Annotated in this window: 18 protein-coding genes; 11 read left to right on the top strand and 7 right to left on the bottom strand. The window is 39.4% G+C overall.

Translation table 11 applies throughout. The features are described 5' to 3' along the window. The first annotated feature begins 21 nt into the window (after positions 1-21). Entirely contained in the window at positions 22-819 is a 798-nt protein-coding gene (locus G6Q06_RS08585) for a hypothetical protein (protein ID WP_240329238.1), read from the top strand. A gap of 276 nt (positions 820-1,095) precedes the next feature. Here the strand turns inward: G6Q06_RS08585 and acpS are convergent, their stop codons facing one another. The 4 genes from acpS to G6Q06_RS04875 are packed head-to-tail and all read right to left on the bottom strand — an operon-like array spanning position 1,096 to position 2,912. Beyond that, positions 1,096-1,449, bottom strand: a complete 354-nt coding sequence (gene acpS, locus G6Q06_RS04860) for a holo-ACP synthase (protein WP_163565886.1) — start codon at positions 1,447-1,449, stop codon at positions 1,096-1,098. Further along, on the bottom strand, positions 1,446-1,988 hold the full coding sequence (gene fliL / locus G6Q06_RS04865) for a flagellar basal body-associated protein FliL (protein ID WP_163565887.1): 543 nt from the start codon (positions 1,986-1,988) through the stop codon (positions 1,446-1,448). The genes acpS and fliL overlap by 4 nt, the downstream gene beginning before the upstream one ends. Continuing rightward, entirely contained in the window at positions 1,981-2,589 is a 609-nt protein-coding gene (rsmD, locus tag G6Q06_RS04870; RefSeq protein ID WP_163565888.1) for a 16S rRNA (guanine(966)-N(2))-methyltransferase RsmD, read from the bottom strand. Before rsmD ends, fliL begins: the two co-directional genes overlap by 8 nt. Then, positions 2,589-2,912, bottom strand: coding sequence for a hypothetical protein (locus G6Q06_RS04875; protein ID WP_231102836.1), 324 nt, complete (start codon positions 2,910-2,912; stop codon positions 2,589-2,591). The genes rsmD and G6Q06_RS04875 overlap by 1 nt, the downstream gene beginning before the upstream one ends. 71 nt (positions 2,913-2,983) lie before the next feature. On the opposite strand from G6Q06_RS04875, the gene lepA reads away from it, so the two are divergent. Next, on the top strand, positions 2,984-4,777 hold the full coding sequence (lepA, locus tag G6Q06_RS04880; protein ID WP_163565889.1) for a translation elongation factor 4: 1,794 nt from the start codon (positions 2,984-2,986) through the stop codon (positions 4,775-4,777). A 45-nt stretch (positions 4,778-4,822) separates the two neighbouring features. On the opposite strand, the gene G6Q06_RS04885 is transcribed toward lepA, so the two are convergent. Both G6Q06_RS04885 and G6Q06_RS04890 read right to left on the bottom strand, forming a co-directional pair. Beyond that, positions 4,823-5,449 (bottom strand): outer membrane protein, encoded by a 627-nt coding sequence (locus tag G6Q06_RS04885; RefSeq protein WP_240328681.1) that lies wholly within the window; start codon positions 5,447-5,449, stop codon positions 4,823-4,825. A 22-nt stretch (positions 5,450-5,471) separates the two neighbouring features. Then, positions 5,472-5,846 carry a hypothetical protein gene (locus tag G6Q06_RS04890; RefSeq protein ID WP_163533349.1) on the bottom strand — a complete coding sequence of 125 codons (375 nt, stop codon included), beginning with the start codon at positions 5,844-5,846 and terminating at the stop codon, positions 5,472-5,474. 125 nt (positions 5,847-5,971) lie between these two features. Between G6Q06_RS04890 and recG the strand changes: the two genes are divergently transcribed. The 8 genes from recG (at position 5,972) to G6Q06_RS04930 (ending at position 12,651) form a co-directional block, all read left to right on the top strand. Next, positions 5,972-7,813: an ATP-dependent DNA helicase RecG gene (gene recG, locus G6Q06_RS04895; protein ID WP_163565905.1), complete on the top strand. Its 1,842-nt coding sequence runs from the start codon at positions 5,972-5,974 to the stop codon at positions 7,811-7,813. Positions 7,814-7,896: 83 nt separating this feature from the next. Next, entirely contained in the window at positions 7,897-9,402 is a 1,506-nt protein-coding gene (gene ccoN, locus G6Q06_RS04900) for a cytochrome-c oxidase, cbb3-type subunit I (protein ID WP_163534896.1), read from the top strand. Between the two features lie 9 nt (positions 9,403-9,411). Next, positions 9,412-10,140 carry a cytochrome-c oxidase, cbb3-type subunit II gene (gene ccoO, locus G6Q06_RS04905; RefSeq protein ID WP_163565890.1) on the top strand — a complete coding sequence of 243 codons (729 nt, stop codon included), beginning with the start codon at positions 9,412-9,414 and terminating at the stop codon, positions 10,138-10,140. A gap of 2 nt (positions 10,141-10,142) precedes the next feature. After that, positions 10,143-10,355 carry a cytochrome c oxidase, cbb3-type, CcoQ subunit gene (locus G6Q06_RS04910; RefSeq protein WP_163533351.1) on the top strand — a complete coding sequence of 71 codons (213 nt, stop codon included), beginning with the start codon at positions 10,143-10,145 and terminating at the stop codon, positions 10,353-10,355. Then, positions 10,356-11,228: a cytochrome-c oxidase, cbb3-type subunit III gene (gene ccoP / locus G6Q06_RS04915; RefSeq protein ID WP_163533352.1), complete on the top strand. Its 873-nt coding sequence runs from the start codon at positions 10,356-10,358 to the stop codon at positions 11,226-11,228. It abuts the gene before it with no gap. Continuing rightward, positions 11,225-11,422, top strand: a complete 198-nt coding sequence (locus tag G6Q06_RS04920) for a DUF4006 family protein (RefSeq protein WP_163533353.1) — start codon at positions 11,225-11,227, stop codon at positions 11,420-11,422. Before ccoP ends, G6Q06_RS04920 begins: the two co-directional genes overlap by 4 nt. Positions 11,423-11,555: 133 nt before the next feature. Continuing rightward, positions 11,556-12,119 carry a hypothetical protein gene (locus G6Q06_RS04925; RefSeq protein ID WP_240328683.1) on the top strand — a complete coding sequence of 188 codons (564 nt, stop codon included), beginning with the start codon at positions 11,556-11,558 and terminating at the stop codon, positions 12,117-12,119. Next, the gene (locus G6Q06_RS04930; RefSeq protein ID WP_163533354.1) at positions 12,109-12,651 is read left to right on the top strand and encodes a hypothetical protein; all 543 of its coding nucleotides are present in this window, start codon (positions 12,109-12,111) and stop codon (positions 12,649-12,651) included. Before G6Q06_RS04925 ends, G6Q06_RS04930 begins: the two co-directional genes overlap by 11 nt. On the opposite strand, the gene G6Q06_RS04935 is transcribed toward G6Q06_RS04930, so the two are convergent. After that, positions 12,648-13,421, bottom strand: a complete 774-nt coding sequence (locus G6Q06_RS04935; RefSeq protein WP_163565891.1) for an outer membrane protein — start codon at positions 13,419-13,421, stop codon at positions 12,648-12,650. The two genes, G6Q06_RS04930 and G6Q06_RS04935, sit on opposite strands and share 4 nt — an antisense overlap. A gap of 143 nt (positions 13,422-13,564) precedes the next feature. On the opposite strand from G6Q06_RS04935, the gene G6Q06_RS04940 reads away from it, so the two are divergent. Continuing rightward, positions 13,565-15,277, top strand: coding sequence for a BspA family leucine-rich repeat surface protein (locus tag G6Q06_RS04940; RefSeq protein ID WP_163565892.1), 1,713 nt, complete (start codon positions 13,565-13,567; stop codon positions 15,275-15,277). Positions 15,278-15,320 lie beyond the last annotated feature (43 nt).

Consider the following 15,320-nt stretch of genomic DNA (forward strand, 5'->3'; position numbering starts at 1 on the left):
TTTTATTTTAAGGAGATTATCTTGAAAAATAGGTACACCGCGTTACTGGGCACATTTTTAGTTGGGTATTTTTTTGTGGCATGTAGTGTGTATGAAACTTCTGATCTACCCTCTGAGAATATTGCTAAGAAAGAAAAGAAAGAAAAGGTTAAAAAAGCCAGCAAAGATAAAAGCAAACCCCCCAAAGAAAAGGATATTAAAAACAAACCTCCTAAAGAAATCCCCACTTCTAAAGTCCTTGAAACTCCTAAAAAGCCAGAATCTAACACCGCTTTAACAGAGGAGATTAAAAAACTCAGTGCAGCTATAGCCACTAATGCTGAAAAGGTAGATGCCCTAGATGCCAAACTCAACACACAAGAAGTACAAAAACAACCACCACAAAATGCGCTACAAAAAAATATTGAAAAATCTGATCGTTTCCTCATTGGATATGGCATAAGCGATACAAGGGTAAAATCTGATCAAGATAGCGATGCAAGAGAAGCCGCCTATTTTAATGCAAGACGCATGCTCACCTTCTCTATTTATAAAAGATTTAGTCAGGCTTTACAGGATAATCATCTAAAATCTAATCACCTCAGAAATATTTTGCTCTTCACCATTGATAAGGCCATTGATAGTACAGAAATTTATAAAGAAAAGAAATTTATCTTTCTGCCATTCTATCGCAAAATCTTAGGGCTTTTTTTGGTAGATAGCAATGTTTTAGAGCGTATCCGACAATTAGTACGCGTCCAGTATAATTTCACAAACCAACAAAGACATGTGATTGATCGCCTAATTTATACGATGCATAATGAGGATACTTTGCACTAATAATCACCTATTGGCACATTTCATTCACATGCTAAGCACATGTGAATTGCTTTTGTGCCTATTTGTGCCTAAAGCTTATGATTTTGGGTTACAAACCCCACTTTTAAACCCATTGCCCTCACATGTTTTGTGCTCTCATGTGAATGAAAAAGTTTTTTTCCCCATGCTAGCAAGTCCCTTTGTAGCGCACTTAAATAGGCTTTGTTCACATTTTCACAGCCCCTACTACTACTACTAAAAATTAATTATCATGGATTTTTTGCCACTTTTTTAAAATCAAGAAAGAAACTGCGCTAAAACAACAGCCACAGCAAACCCCCGATCGTGGCTAATGCTTACATGTAAATTTTGAATCTTAAAAAGTGCTTGTTTTTCGGGGGTGAGTTGCAAAATAGGCGCGCCTAATGTGTTTTTAGACAAGCACATATCTAAAAATCTCAACTGCGCACAAATCCCCACCCCCAAAGCCTTAGAACAAGCTTCTTTAGCCGCCCAAGCCCCAGCAACACTGTGGGGTTTTATAAATAGGGTTTGCTCGTAGGTGGAAAGAAATTTATTTAAAAAGCGGTGTTTGTGGCGGGAAATATTGTCTGTAATACGCGCTATACAAACAATATCAACCCCAATCATTGGATCACAAAATCAGTAAAGAAAACATTTTTAATAAAGCCATCAATTAAAAAGCTATTGATATTGCTACGGATTTCCTCTTTAAGCTTGTTTTTGCCTTTAAGTGTGCTGATCTCCTCAATGGATTTAGAGGAAAGAATTTCAATAATGGTATCTTTAATCGCCGTTTCTTTAACTTTAACCTCCTCTACTAGTTTAGGATCGCTTAATTCTAAACTAATGCTTGTTTTAAGATAACGGCGTCCATTTTGGGCAATTAAATTCACCACAAAGGGATCGCTTAAAGGATATAAAGGCCCTAAAGATAAATAATCTGATGATTTGACCATCAAATCTGATTGCCCTCCGTTATCATTAAGTTTACTAGCCTCTCTAATCTGGCGCATTCTATTTCCCGCATCTCCTTCTGATTTTTTCTCATTTCTACCCAGTAGCAAAATAGCAATCACCCCTACCAAAATTAGCATAACCAAAACCGCACCAATCACCACAAACAAAAGCGCCTTGCTCTTTTTGGCCTCTTTAACCTCATCAGCCATGTTTATTCCTTTGCAAAAAATAATAACTCAAGCTTGTTTTACCAAACTTTCTTTGTTTGATTATACTAAAGCCGGCTATATTTCTTGGCATGCTCTGCAAGCTTTCATGTTCAAATACAATTAAAAATCCATGCTCTAAAAGAGAAGAAGGAATTGTTAAACTCTCTAAAAAATGCAAACAACGCGTATAAATCCCCTCCATAAAGGGCGGATCCATGTATAAAATCACTAGTCCTTCAGATTTTAATGTTTCTAAACAAGTTTGGAGTAATGTAAACACATCTGTACAAATAGCTTGAGTCTGTGCCTCTTTCAATCTATTTTTAAAAGCTTGAATATTTTGTTGCAGCACTAAAAAAACATGTGGGTCTTGCTCAAAAAAGTAAGCCTCAGAAGCGCCCCGACTTAGCGCTTCTAAACCCATGCTAGCGCTACCAGCAAAAGCCTCAATAAACACGCTATGAATAATAGAGGTTTGCAACACATTAAAAAAGGATTCTCTAACAATAGCCTTAGTGGGACGGGTGATTTGTTTGGGGGGTAAATGTAAAGAAAGACCTTTGCATACACCCCCTAAGATTTTAAAAAGTGGGGGTGGCATTAGCGCTTATAATCCTGTAATAATTCAAGCAATTTATGCGTGTATTCTTGCAATAATATCTGCACCTTATACTCTAAACTCTCTCTTTGGGCTTTATTTTGGTAAAAATCTTGTAACTTTTCTAATAATTCTTCTTTTGTAAAGGGGGTTGGAATGTGTGCCCCTGTTTGCGATCCAATCAAACAAGTGGCCTTTAGAGGGTTTTTAAGGGGCTGATCGCTTAAAATAAAATCACAAGCCTCTTGGGTGGATAAAAAATCATGTAAATAGCGCTCTAAAACCTTTCTTAGCAATAAAGAGCGACAATTAATAAAGATCTTCATCGTTTCCATTTTTTGCGCACCAAATGCTATTATTGCATATTCCATGTTCAAAAATGCTTTTAAGGGAGGCCATGCAACAGCACATCCGCAATTTTTCTATCATTGCCCACATTGATCACGGCAAAAGCACCTTAGCTGATTGTTTGATTCAAGCCTGTAAAGCGATTAGCACGCGGGAAATGACAAGCCAAGTGTTAGACACTATGGACATTGAAAAAGAAAGAGGAATCACCATTAAAGCCCAATCCATGCGCTTACAATACCATTTTCAAGGGCAAGATTATATTTTAAATCTTATTGATACCCCCGGGCATGTAGATTTTAGCTATGAGGTTTCTCGTTCACTAGCTGCTTGTGAGGGAGCGCTTTTAGTAGTAGATGCCACACAAGGCGTGCAGGCACAAACCATTGCTAATATTTACATCGCCCTAGATAACCACCTAGAAATTTTACCCGTAATTAATAAAATTGACTTACCCAACGCCCAAGTTGCAGAAGTCAAAGAAGACATTGAAAACACCATTGGGTTAGATTGTAGCGAGGCTAATTGCGTGAGCGCAAAATCAGGTTTAGGGATTTTAGCCTTACTAGAAACACTCATCACTAAAATCCCCCCACCTAATGGTAATCCTGATGCCCCTACTAAAGCCCTTATTTATGATTCATGGTTTGATAACTACTTAGGGGCTTTAGCTTTGGTGCGGCTTAAAGAGGGTCGTTTGTGTGCTAACCAAGAGGTGTTAGTAATGGGCAATCAAAAGACTCACCAAGTGCTATCTCTTTACTACCCTAATCCTTTGCATAAAATCCCTACAGAAACCATTGAATGCGGCGAAATTGGCATTATCTCTTTGGGTTCTAAAAATTTAACAGATATTACCGTAGGCGATACGATCACCGATGCAAAAAATCCCACACAAAACCCCATAGAAGGATTTAAGCCGGCCAAGCCTTTTGTTTTTGCTGGACTTTATCCCATAGAGAGCGATCAATTTGAGGAATTGCGCGATGCGCTGTATAAATTACAACTCAATGATTCTTCTTTACAATTTGAACCTGAAAGTAGTATGGCTTTGGGTTTTGGTTTTCGGGTAGGATTTTTAGGACTCTTGCATATGGAAGTCATTAAAGAAAGATTGGAGCGCGAATTTAACCTTAATCTAATTGCCACTGCACCTACTGTGGTCTATGAAGTGCATTTACATAATGGACAAGTCTTATCCGTGCAAAACCCTAGCCAGCTACCCCCTGAAAACACCATTGCCTGCATTAAAGAGCCCTATGTGAAGGCTAGTATCATTGCGCCTAGTGAGTATTTGGGTAATTTACTAGGTCTACTTAATAAAAAACGGGGGATTCAAGATAAAATGGAGTATCTCAACCAAAACCGGGTACTTTTAACCTATTCTTTGCCCAGTAATGAAATCGTGATGGATTTTTATGACAAACTTAAATCTTGCACTAAGGGTTATGCGAGTTTTGATTATGAGCCTATTGGCTATCAAGAAGGGCAATTAGTTAAGTTAGATGTACGCGTTGCTTCTGAAATAGTGGATGCGCTCTCTATTATTGTAGATAAGAGTAAGGCTTATGAAAAGGGTAAAGCTCTAGTAGAAACCATGAAAACGCTGATCCCAAGACAACTTTTTGAAGTTGCTATTCAGGCTAGTATTGGCAATAAAATCATCGCGCGAGAAACGGTTAAATCAGTGGGTAAGAATGTAACGGCTAAGTGCTATGGGGGCGATATTACTAGAAAGCGCAAACTCTTAGAAAAGCAAAAAGAGGGCAAGAAACGCATGAAAGCTATAGGGAAAGTCCAACTCCCCCAAGAGGCGTTTTTAGCGATTTTAAAGGTGGATTAAGTGCTTATTTAACTCCAGCGCCCAAAGCTAGAGGGTTGTACAAATTTAAAAATACCAAGTATGGGATACAAACATGCTGTAATCACGCACAAATTTAGAGCCCAATTCCGTATCAAAGGGAAACTTAAACCCCACCTCTATAGACACATCATGGTAGAGAATCACCGTCTGGAAACGAATGCCCACTTCTCCTAAAACCCTAAAATAAGTTCTCTTGAAGGTAAAACTAGTAAAGGATCTGTAATTTTCTACAAAAAAATCCCGTGAAAACTTAGAAGTTGTCCAAGTATTACCCGCTACCATCATGCCATAAAAAAGACCCCAGACATTTAAAGGGTTTTTATTATATTCAATGACCACATCTGCCCCCACTCCATAAGTAAACATATTGGTTTCAATATTGTCTTTTTTATCTAAAATCACATACCCATAGTCTAAAAAGCCATAGTAACGGGTGTAAAACCAGCGATTAAGCGGGTTGTATTCATAGCCATACATGATAGTCGCCCCCTCAATGGTGCGGTAGTTTGTCTTGGTTTGGCCATTTTGAATCGTATCAAAGTGCATTTGTCCCAAAAGATATTCGCTAAGTAGAAAGGTACGGCTCTTAGCCGCTTTGATTGGGGATAATAAAGCTAAAAATACCCCTACCACGCATATTAGTTTTTGCATGGGATTTAAGGGGTTTTCAAAGTTAATAATTGTGGTTTAGAGGCGAGGCTAGATTATCTTGGTGGTTAGTCCAATTTTGGAGAATATTGCCATTTTGAGGGCTATAAAGTGGACCCGTTCCTTGAGTTGCCTCTTGGATTGCATTTTCCTCATCCACAAGTTGATCGACTCTTTCTGTTGTCTTAGCGTTATCAGCCTTATGCTCCAAATCAGACTCTAAAGCCGCATCTTGTTGTACCGGAGTCATTTTATTAAGCGCACGGGCATCTGCTGGCTTAGCTTGATGGCTTGAGGATTTATGATGGGTGTCTTTACAACCTTGAATCAAAATCCCGGCTGAGGCGAGTACAGAAACACTTAAAATCTTTAAAATCTGTTTGAGAGGGGAGTTCTTCATCCGCATCCTTTTTTTGGGCTATAATAATCATGATTTGTTAAAATAAAATTAATGATTGATTAAAATAAAATAAAAGAATGGTCATGGCGTGGACAAAAACAGGTGTAAGCGGAATTAAACCTGATATGGATTTAGGATTAGGCGTTTCTTTAACCTCTTTTCTAGAATTGCTTTTAAACCCTCCTAAAAGTTATACACCCTATTATATTTTAGAAAATTTAGAACCGGGGGCGCTGGGCTGTTTAGAGGTGGATTATATAAACATGCACAAAGGGCATGTTTTAAAGATCAACACCCATGTTAAAACTACAGGGCAGGTTTTAGAATTGGTTTGTTTTAACTACACCCCCTATCATACTAAACACTTTTCCCAAAAAAGCTATTTTGTCTATGGCAAGTTAAGCCTTAATCCTTACACACAAGTTTTACAGATGATCAACCCTAAAATCATCACACAGCCAAACACCATAACCCTACACTTTGATAAGGCATGCCAAAAAATTGCCTCCTTTAACCAACAACGGCAGTATAAAGCTTATAAAGATTATTGTTTGAGTATCCTCACCCCTTATAATTTACATAAACTCACCACTTTAGGCGTATCTGTAGAGATGATAGAGAGTTTACACATGCTGTTTTATCCCACTTTAGAATTTGCACTAGATCATGCAAATAAAGGATTACATGGTAAGTATTTAGAGAGTTTAAAATGCATAGAAGCTATGGCTTATATGCTAGCTCTAAGCGGGAAAACATTCCATGCTCCCAGTAAATTTAGCGGGCATGCTAATGTGCAGGCCTTGCAAGAATTTTTAGACAAACTGCCCTTTACCCTCACGCCTGATCAACAAAAAGCTATCTCTAGTATTAAGCAAGATTTACAAGGAAAAGTAGCGACAAAACGCCTGATTATGGGAGATGTGGGATCGGGAAAAACGATGGTGATCTTAGCTAGTGTGGCTTTAGCATCGCCTTATAAAAGTTTATTAATGGCCCCTACAAGCATTTTAGCCAAACAGATTTATACAGAAGCCCTTAAATTTCTACCCCCTTCTATTAAACCTCTCTTGTTGCTAGGGGGGTGGTCTAAAAAGGTGCAAAAATCTATTAATGAAGCCACTTTCATTATAGGCACCACCACACTTTTATACACCCCCCTAGACACCTCACAAGTGGCTTTAGTTTTAAGCGATGAACAACACCGCTTTGGCACAAAACAACGCCATGCTTTGCAAACACTAGCTACGCATACAACAGGTAGACCGCATTACTTGCAGTTTTCAGCAACGCCTATTCCTAGAACTTTAGCGATGATGGGGGCTAAGTTTGTTGCCACCAGTCTATTAAAAGACAAACCCTACCACAAGGATATTAAAACACGCATCATTGGCAAGAAGGATTTTACAAAACTCTTAGAGCATATCCAAGAACAAATTGCGCAGGATAAACAAGTGGCCATTATTTACCCTCTAGTGGAGGAGAGTCAGAAAATGGATTATCTTTCTTTGAAAGAGGGAGCGCCTTATTGGCAAAAGCGCTTTGAAAAAGTTTGTGTGGTGAGTGGTAAGCATAAGGATAAAGAAGAAATCATGGAAGCCTTTGCTAAGGAGGGGCAGATTTTATTAGCCACCACTCTAATTGAAGTGGGGATTAGCTTGCCTAAGCTTTCTACAATCATTATTGTAGGGCCTGAACGGCTAGGTTTAGCAACTCTGCACCAGCTTAGAGGACGGGTTGCACGGCTAGGGGGTGAGGGGTATTGTTATCTTTTCACACACCAAAGCAATAACACGCGCCTATCTGATTTTAGCCAAACTCTTGATGGTTTTGAAATCGCTAATCTTGATTTAAAATACCGCCATTCAGGGGATTTACTACACGGCAAAGAACAAAGCGGGAATCATTTTAATTTTTTAGATTTAAGCAAAGATCAACACCTCATTACAAAAGTAAGTGCCCTGTTTTAGTTGGGTTATTACATTAAACCCTAAGTCATGCTATAATGGGGTTTGCGTGAATTTTTTTATAAAGGAGAATGATGGATATAAGCATGCAACAGGGTTACGCCCGCAGTGCTTCCACAACTACCACGACTAAAGCAGTTGCTGAGTATGACTATTCAATTGCCCGTTTATTTATCATTGCCATGATTGCCTTTGGAGTTATTGGCATGCTTGTTGGCGTGGTTTTAGCTTTCCAGTTGGCTTTCCCAAAACTTAACTATATTCTAGGTGAATATGGCATTTTTGGGCGTTTGCGGCCTGTGCACACAAACGGGGTGATCTATGGTTTTAGCTTAGGCGGGATTTGGGCCAGCTGGTATTATATTGGACAAAGGGTTTTAAAAATCACCTACCATGACTATCCCTTTTTAAGGGCGGTGGGCTATTTGCACTTTTGGATATGGATTCTTGCCCTAATCTTAGGCGTGGTGAGTTTGCTAGGAGGGATCACCCAAAGTAAGGAATATGCCGAATTAGCTTGGCCTTTGGATATTTTAGTGGTGGTTGTTTGGGTGCTTTGGGGAGTTAGCATGTTTGGGAGTATGGGGGTTAGACGCGAAAATACAATTTATGTCTCCCTTTGGTATTACATCGCCACTTATGTGGGCATTGCAGTACTCTATATTTTTAATAATCTCTCTATTCCTACCTATTTAGTAGCCCATGTAGGCAGTGTATGGCATTCTATTTCTTTATATGCCGGCAGTAACGACGCACTTGTTCAATGGTGGTGGGGGCATAATGCGGTGGCCTTCGTCTTTACTAGCGGCATTATTGGTACAATTTATTACTTCTTGCCCAAAGAGTGCGGACAGCCTATATTTTCTTATAAGCTCACTTTGTTCTCCTTTTGGAGTTTGATGTTTGTCTATATCTGGGCAGGAGGCCACCACTTGATTTACTCCACCGTGCCAGATTGGGTACAAACCCTCTCTTCGGTTTTCTCTGTTATTCTCATTATTCCCTCTTGGGGAACGGCTATTAATTTGCTTTTAACTTTAAGAGGACAGTGGCATCAACTTAAAGAATCGCCCTTGATTAAGTTTTTGGTTTTAGCTAGCACCTTTTACATGCTCTCTACCCTAGAAGGTTCTATTCAGGCTATCCGTTCGGTTAATGCACTTGCCCACTTTACCGATTGGATCATCGGACATGTACATGACGGCGTGTTGGGTTGGGTTGGTTTTACTCTTATCGCTGCAGTTTATCACATGGTTCCTCGAGTCTTTAAGCGCGAAATTTATTCAGGAAAGCTCATGGATGTGCAATTTTGGTTGATGAGTTTAGGCATTGTGCTTTATTTCTCATCTATGTGGATTGCAGGAATCACTCAGGGCATGATGTGGCGCGATGTGGATCAGTACGGCAACTTAGTTTATCAATTCATGGATACCGTGCGGGTGTTATTCCCTTATTATGTTATCCGTGGCATTGGGGGTAGTTTGTATCTTGTTGGATTTTTCATCTTCCTTTATAATGTCATCATGACCATTCAAAAAGGTAAAGTGTTAGAAAAAGAACCCGCTTATGCTACACCTATGGGTGTGTATTAAGGAGAACTGATGTTTCGTTTTTTAGAAAAAAACCCCTTCTTCTTTACGCTAGCCTTTGTGGTGGCTTTTGCCGTAGCGGGTATCGTTGAGGTTTTGCCTAATTTTTTTAAGTCTGCTAGGCCTATTGAGGGGCTTAAACCCTACAATATTTTAGAAACAGCCGGGCGTCAGGTTTATATCCAAGAGGGTTGTTATAACTGCCATTCGCAACTTATCCGCCCCTTTCAAGCAGAGGTACAACGCTATGGGGCTTATAGTTTGAGTGGGGAATATGCCTACGATCGCCCTTTTTTGTGGGGTTCTAGGCGTATTGGACCAGATTTACACCGCGTAGGCGATGTGCGTACCACTGCTTGGCATGAAAAACACATGTTTGAACCCTCCAGTGTTGTACCGGGTAGTATCATGCCTGCTTATAAACATCTATTTAGTAAGAATGTAGATTTTGATACGGCTTTTGCAGAGGCTTACACCCAAAAAGAAGTTTTCCATGTCCCCTATGATAAACCCGGTGGGGTGAAACTTGGCAACATGCAAGAGGCTAAAAAACTCTTTTTAGAGGAAGCTAAAGATATTGTAGCAAACATGCAAAATCCTCAAATCAAAGAAGCGCTTAAAAGAGGGCAGGTTAAAGAAATCGTGGCTTTAATTGCTTATTTAAACCACTTGGGCCAAGCTAGGATTGCCACCCCTAGTAAATCTGTAAATAGCGTTGCAATGCCTGCTAAGAAGGAGTAATGATGGATATAGACACGGTTCGTGGACTTGCTTATGCTTTCTTTACTATTTTATTTACAGTCTTTTTATACGCCTACATTGTGAGCATGTATACAAAGGATAAAAAGGGTATCACAGATTACGAACGCTATGGACAACTGCCCTTACAAGACGAACTCAACGACGCACTAATTGAGCCACGCTCCACCACCCTATCCCAACAAAAAAGAGACTAGATGCAAATTCTTAAAGACCATGTTAATTTATTCACTCTAGTGGCAGCGTTGGTGATTTTGATCGCAACACTTAGCATGAGTTCTTCGCTATTTAAAGCCATGCGTGAGAGTACAATAAGCGAGGATGAGAAGTACTATAACGATGGGCATAAATATGATGGGATTGCTGAATTACTCAACAATGTTCCTTCAGGCTGGATTATTAGCTTTTTAGTTTTTATTGTATGGGGATTTTGGTATATCTTCATGGGTTATCCTATGAGTAGCTACTCCCAAATTGGAGAATATAATAAAGAAGTTTCCCAGTACAATAAAAACTTTGAAGCCCGCTGGAAAAATTTAAAACAGCAAGATTTAGAACAAATGGGACAGGGCATTTTTTTAGTACAGTGCTCACAATGCCATGGCTTAGAAGCCACCGGATTAAACAACACTGCTAGAAATTTAGTCAAATGGGGCAAAGAAGCAGGGATCATAGAAGTGATCAAACAAGGCTCTGTTGGTCTGGGTTATCAAGCAGGGGAAATGCCCCCACTTGGCATGAGTACTGAGGATGCAAAGGCTGTAGCTAGCTATGTGATGGCTAGTATCTCTAGTTTGCACCACACAAAAACGCCGCAGTTAGTACAAAAAGGGGAGGCTATTTTTAAAAGTACATGTGCAAGTTGCCATGGTCAAGATGGCAAGGGACAGGGAGGATTGGCTGTTAATCTCACGCACTATGGCACGCCTTATTTCTTAAAAGAGATTTTAGACAAAGGTAAAAAAGGACACATTGGGGAAATGCCTAGCTTTGCCTACAGACATTTTAATGATATTCAAGTACGCGCGCTTACAAGTTATATCCAGTCTTTGCAAGGAGATGAGGAATGAATGGTTTATTTGGCCTAAATGGGATTCTTGGTTGTTTGTTAGTGGTGGTGGCTTTGCTAGCCTTAGTGGTTTTTCTTGGCTTAAAAGCTGTGAGTATCCAACAACAAGAGGCCACACATTACTATAAACTAGATGCCAAAAACATACAAATGTTTGTGAATAACCAACAGTTCTACCAATCACATAAGGAGTAATCGTGTTTACAGGAATGGAAAAATTATTGGGGTTATTTTTGATTATTTTATTTGTAATCTCACTTGCTCTGTATTTTACAAGACCTTTTTTATTTGCTGTGTGAGATACGGGTTTTTAATTTGGTTTATATGGATGGGTTTTTTATCCGCTCAAGATTTTGTGCAAGATAATCAGGCATTGCATTTAGTACCAAAAAGTGTTGCGCTCATTGAAAGCGTGTCTTCTGAGTTATACAAAAAAACGGGAGTGAGCCTTGTGTTGTTTTTAGGCGATGCTGTTTACAACACTAAAGAGGCGCGTTTGCACTACCAACAGATAAAACTTAAAAAATTATCCCCGCCCTTTGTCGCTATCTTTGCCTATTTTCAGGCACAAAAGATAAATATCATCAGCAATCCTGCGGATTTATTGGCTACTGATTTTATCTTTTTTGAGCGCATAGCTCCTTTTTTGCCTAAAGAGTGGGGAGCTGACATGGCTAAAAACAACGCTCATTTTTCTTTTGCCCTCCTCAATGGTTATGCTTACATGGCCGATGCGCTATCTGCAAAATTCCATGTTGTTTTAGATAAAAATATCAAAGAAGAGGGGGCTAATAGCCTAGTTAAAACCACGCTTTATATTCTTTTATGCTCTCTTTTAGCACTCTTCTTTTATGGGTATTTCTTTGGCGCAAGGAAAAGCCGTGGGAACTAGGAGAAACTACTGGCCCTTAGGGATTTTAGTGGTTTTACTGATAGGGCTTATGCTCATCATTGCCCTAGTGGTGGTAGCAATCAGATACGCCCCCCAAAGCGACACTTCTTATTTGCACCAACACACCTACACAGATAGCCACATCAATGATATGCTGGCACAATACCAAGCTTTTAGTAAAATTTATGCTCTCAGTCTCTCTAGCGGTAAGCAAAATCTAGAGCCTACTTTCCCCTTTTATTTCAACCCAAACACCCCATTACTTTGGTTAACTTCTCATAACAACCAACTTACCCTAATTGTGCATAAAAATAATTTAGAAGCGCCGTCTTTAAAATTCACAATCACAGCTCTAAGACCCAGACAAAAGCCAATTTTAATAGGGGAGTTGGCATGTAAACAAGAAGGGGCTGAAGAGCTATGTTCTACTCCTCTTTTTAATTTACCCTTGAAGGGAAATTACAAACTTCTTCTTAAAGCGGTGTTTCAAGGGGCGGATTTGCCTTTAATCCAGCCAGCCTATGTACGCTAAAAAGTAAAGGCGTAATTGACATACCAAGAATATAGCCGCCTAAAATAAAGCGAGCCGTCATTTTTGGTTTGTAAAAAAGGGTTTTTACGCATCATAGGGAATTTAATACCCGCCTCAATGCTGCTATGTTTTAAAATACGGATACGCCCGCCCACATTTAAAAGCAATTGAAAACCGGTGGCTTTTTTATCCAAACCGGCATATTGTAACGCCACATCGCCAAAATCTGGGGTAGCTAAAATCCAAGAATTGCCCGCAAGTTGTACTCCACCTAAAACCCCTAAAGCCATCATTTGGTTATTGATAAAATTAATCACAATATCCCCCCCGCCTCCATAGGTGAGCATATTAGGTTGGATAGGTCTATTACTCCCTACCATTTGTTGTAAAATATTCATAACATTTACTTGGCATTGGGGGTTAATTCCTGTGGGGCTTTTTGGAGGGTTTAACCCTGTTGGATTTATTTTACAATCAACCGGGTTGGCAGTGGGATTATGATTAGGGAAAGAAATCCCCTTAGTGTGGGCATAGTCAAAAAAGCCATAAACTTTAAAACCAATCCACTTGCTTGGAAACACTTGATAACCAATTTGTAACCCAAAACCCTCTAATGGAGTGGTGGTTGTTTGCACATTGCCATTTTGTGTTGTGCGTACTTGTGCCTTACCTTGTTGGTAACCCCCTTCTAAAAAAACACCATTGCCATCTGCTGCCATTAAAAAACCGGCAAAAGTGGGCAGTAACCAAGAATATTTAAAATAATGCATATGACTCCTTTTAATCGCTACTATATCGGTTAGCTAGCCGCTACCTGTAATACAATCCTGTTGCCTTATGAGTTCAGATTGGTTTAACGCTCTCTATGTTAGCATAAAGGCCTACTTTATGGTACTACTCTACAGGGGTGTGCATGTCTCTTAGTTATTTTTATCGTACCTCTCTGCTATTTTTCCTACTTCTAGCGTTATTGCCCGCTCATACCTTCACCCCTAAAGATAAAGCCAGTTTACAAAATTTATTACAAAACCCACACATCGCCCTCTCACAAATCAACACCCATTACATTAAAGACATGAGTTATTTATTCTGTTTGCGCATGCCTCTTATTAGAAAAGGAATTTGTACACCTTACCGGGAAGATTTTAGCGGCATTGGAAAATGGGATGTTAGCCATGTAGAAAACATGGAGGGGCTATTTATGAATCAAGTGCATTTTAACGAACCTTTAAAGCGGTGGAATCCTGTGCGGGTTAAAAATTTTAGTTATATGTTTGCTAACGCCACCCACTTTAACCAACCCATTAATAATTGGAACACCTCTAGCGGGGTGGATTTTAGTTATATGTTTGCTAACGCCACTCACTTTAACCAACCCATTAATAATTGGAACACCTCTAGCGGGGTGGATTTTAGCTACATGTTTTATCACGCTAGATCTTTTAACCAACCTCTAGATCGCTGGAATCGCTGGAATCGATCCTCTAAGCCACCGCAAAACTTTAGCTACATGTTTGCCAACGCCAGCCATTTTAAGCAAAATATCAGCCGGTGGAAAGATCTAAAGCGGGCTAATATTCAGGGTATCTTTTTAGGTACTCCCATGCAAGGCTTAGAGCTTAAAGATAGCGCTACTCCAACCCCTCCTAATGTGTTGCAATTCCTGCACTATCCACAGAACAAAGCCGAATTAATCGCCTTAATTAATGATGTACACATTCCACTAGCTAGTATCAATACAAGTTTGATTGAGGATATGAGTTATTTATTCTGTGATAAGGAAAATATTTATACGCGCTTAAAGCAATTGCCGATTAAAAATGGGGGATTGTGGGAACATACAGATGCGGAGTATCCCAAAATCTTAAGTTTGTATGAAAATTGCCACGCCACCAGCGCACGGACTAATTTAGATGGGATTGAAACTTGGGATGTTAGCCATGTCAAAAACATGGAGGGCATGTTTATGGGTAGAGAAATCAATATCCCTTTAAATAATTGGGATACAGGCGGTGTAACCAATATGAAAGCCATGTTTGCTTTGGCTTCGTTTAATAAACCTTTAGATGATTGGGATACGCGATCTGTCAAAGATACAAGTTTTATGTTTTATGCATGCCGTAATTTTAACCAAAATCTTGATAATTGGAACATGGAACGCGTTGTCAATTTAAGTTATATGTTTAGCCTCACCTATAACTTTAACGGGGATATTACGCGTTGGAAACTCTCTAGCGCGACTAATTTACAGGGCATGTTTAAATACGCTACTTTGTTTAACCAGCCTATTGGGGCTTGGGATGTTAGCCATGTACAAAACATGGCCTATCTTTTCTATGGGGCTTTTCTCTTTAACCAGCCTTTAAATGATTGGAATACAAGCCATGTAATTAGCATGCGTAAAATGTTCTTTTATGCTAAAAGTTTTAATTACCCGCTAAATCACTGGGACACAACGCATGTTTTAGATATGTATAAAATGTTTGCCTACACTAAAAATTTCAATCAGGATTTGAGTACTTGGAATTTACACAGGGCTGATTCTCGTTGCATGTTTTTGCATGCAACAGGGATGCATTCCTTTTTCCCCAGAGCCTTTTTTGAAACTTCTAGTAGCTGTAGCTAGTATTATGCCACTATTTAGCCCCAATTAGCGCATTTGTTAAGTT

Origin of the sequence: Helicobacter suis (assembly GCF_902196135.1) — a bacterium.
In the GTDB taxonomy this organism is placed as follows: domain Bacteria; phylum Campylobacterota; class Campylobacteria; order Campylobacterales; family Helicobacteraceae; genus Helicobacter; species Helicobacter suis_A.

Excerpts from the sequence above, each read along its gene's own strand:
- fliL (WP_163565887.1), bottom strand. The coding sequence starts at position 1,988 with ATGGCTGATGAGGTTAAAGAGGCCAAAAAGAGCAAGGCGCTTTTGTTT.
- acpS (WP_163565886.1), bottom strand. The coding sequence starts at position 1,449 with ATGATTGGGGTTGATATTGTTTGTATAGCGCGTATTACAGACAATATT.
- G6Q06_RS04925 (WP_240328683.1), top strand. The coding sequence starts at position 11,556 with ATGGGTTTTTTATCCGCTCAAGATTTTGTGCAAGATAATCAGGCATTG.
- G6Q06_RS04935 (WP_163565891.1), bottom strand. The coding sequence starts at position 13,421 with ATGCATTATTTTAAATATTCTTGGTTACTGCCCACTTTTGCCGGTTTT.
- G6Q06_RS04910 (WP_163533351.1), top strand. The coding sequence starts at position 10,143 with ATGGATATAGACACGGTTCGTGGACTTGCTTATGCTTTCTTTACTATT.
- ccoP (WP_163533352.1), top strand. The coding sequence starts at position 10,356 with ATGCAAATTCTTAAAGACCATGTTAATTTATTCACTCTAGTGGCAGCG.
- rsmD (WP_163565888.1), bottom strand. The coding sequence starts at position 2,589 with ATGCCACCCCCACTTTTTAAAATCTTAGGGGGTGTATGCAAAGGTCTT.
- G6Q06_RS04875 (WP_231102836.1), bottom strand. The coding sequence starts at position 2,912 with ATGAAGATCTTTATTAATTGTCGCTCTTTATTGCTAAGAAAGGTTTTA.
- G6Q06_RS04885 (WP_240328681.1), bottom strand. The coding sequence starts at position 5,449 with ATGCAAAAACTAATATGCGTGGTAGGGGTATTTTTAGCTTTATTATCC.
- lepA (WP_163565889.1), top strand. The coding sequence starts at position 2,984 with ATGCAACAGCACATCCGCAATTTTTCTATCATTGCCCACATTGATCAC.
- G6Q06_RS04940 (WP_163565892.1), top strand. The coding sequence starts at position 13,565 with ATGTCTCTTAGTTATTTTTATCGTACCTCTCTGCTATTTTTCCTACTT.
- G6Q06_RS04890 (WP_163533349.1), bottom strand. The coding sequence starts at position 5,846 with ATGAAGAACTCCCCTCTCAAACAGATTTTAAAGATTTTAAGTGTTTCT.
- recG (WP_163565905.1), top strand. The coding sequence starts at position 5,972 with ATGGATTTAGGATTAGGCGTTTCTTTAACCTCTTTTCTAGAATTGCTT.
- ccoN (WP_163534896.1), top strand. The coding sequence starts at position 7,897 with ATGCAACAGGGTTACGCCCGCAGTGCTTCCACAACTACCACGACTAAA.
- G6Q06_RS04920 (WP_163533353.1), top strand. The coding sequence starts at position 11,225 with ATGAATGGTTTATTTGGCCTAAATGGGATTCTTGGTTGTTTGTTAGTG.
- ccoO (WP_163565890.1), top strand. The coding sequence starts at position 9,412 with ATGTTTCGTTTTTTAGAAAAAAACCCCTTCTTCTTTACGCTAGCCTTT.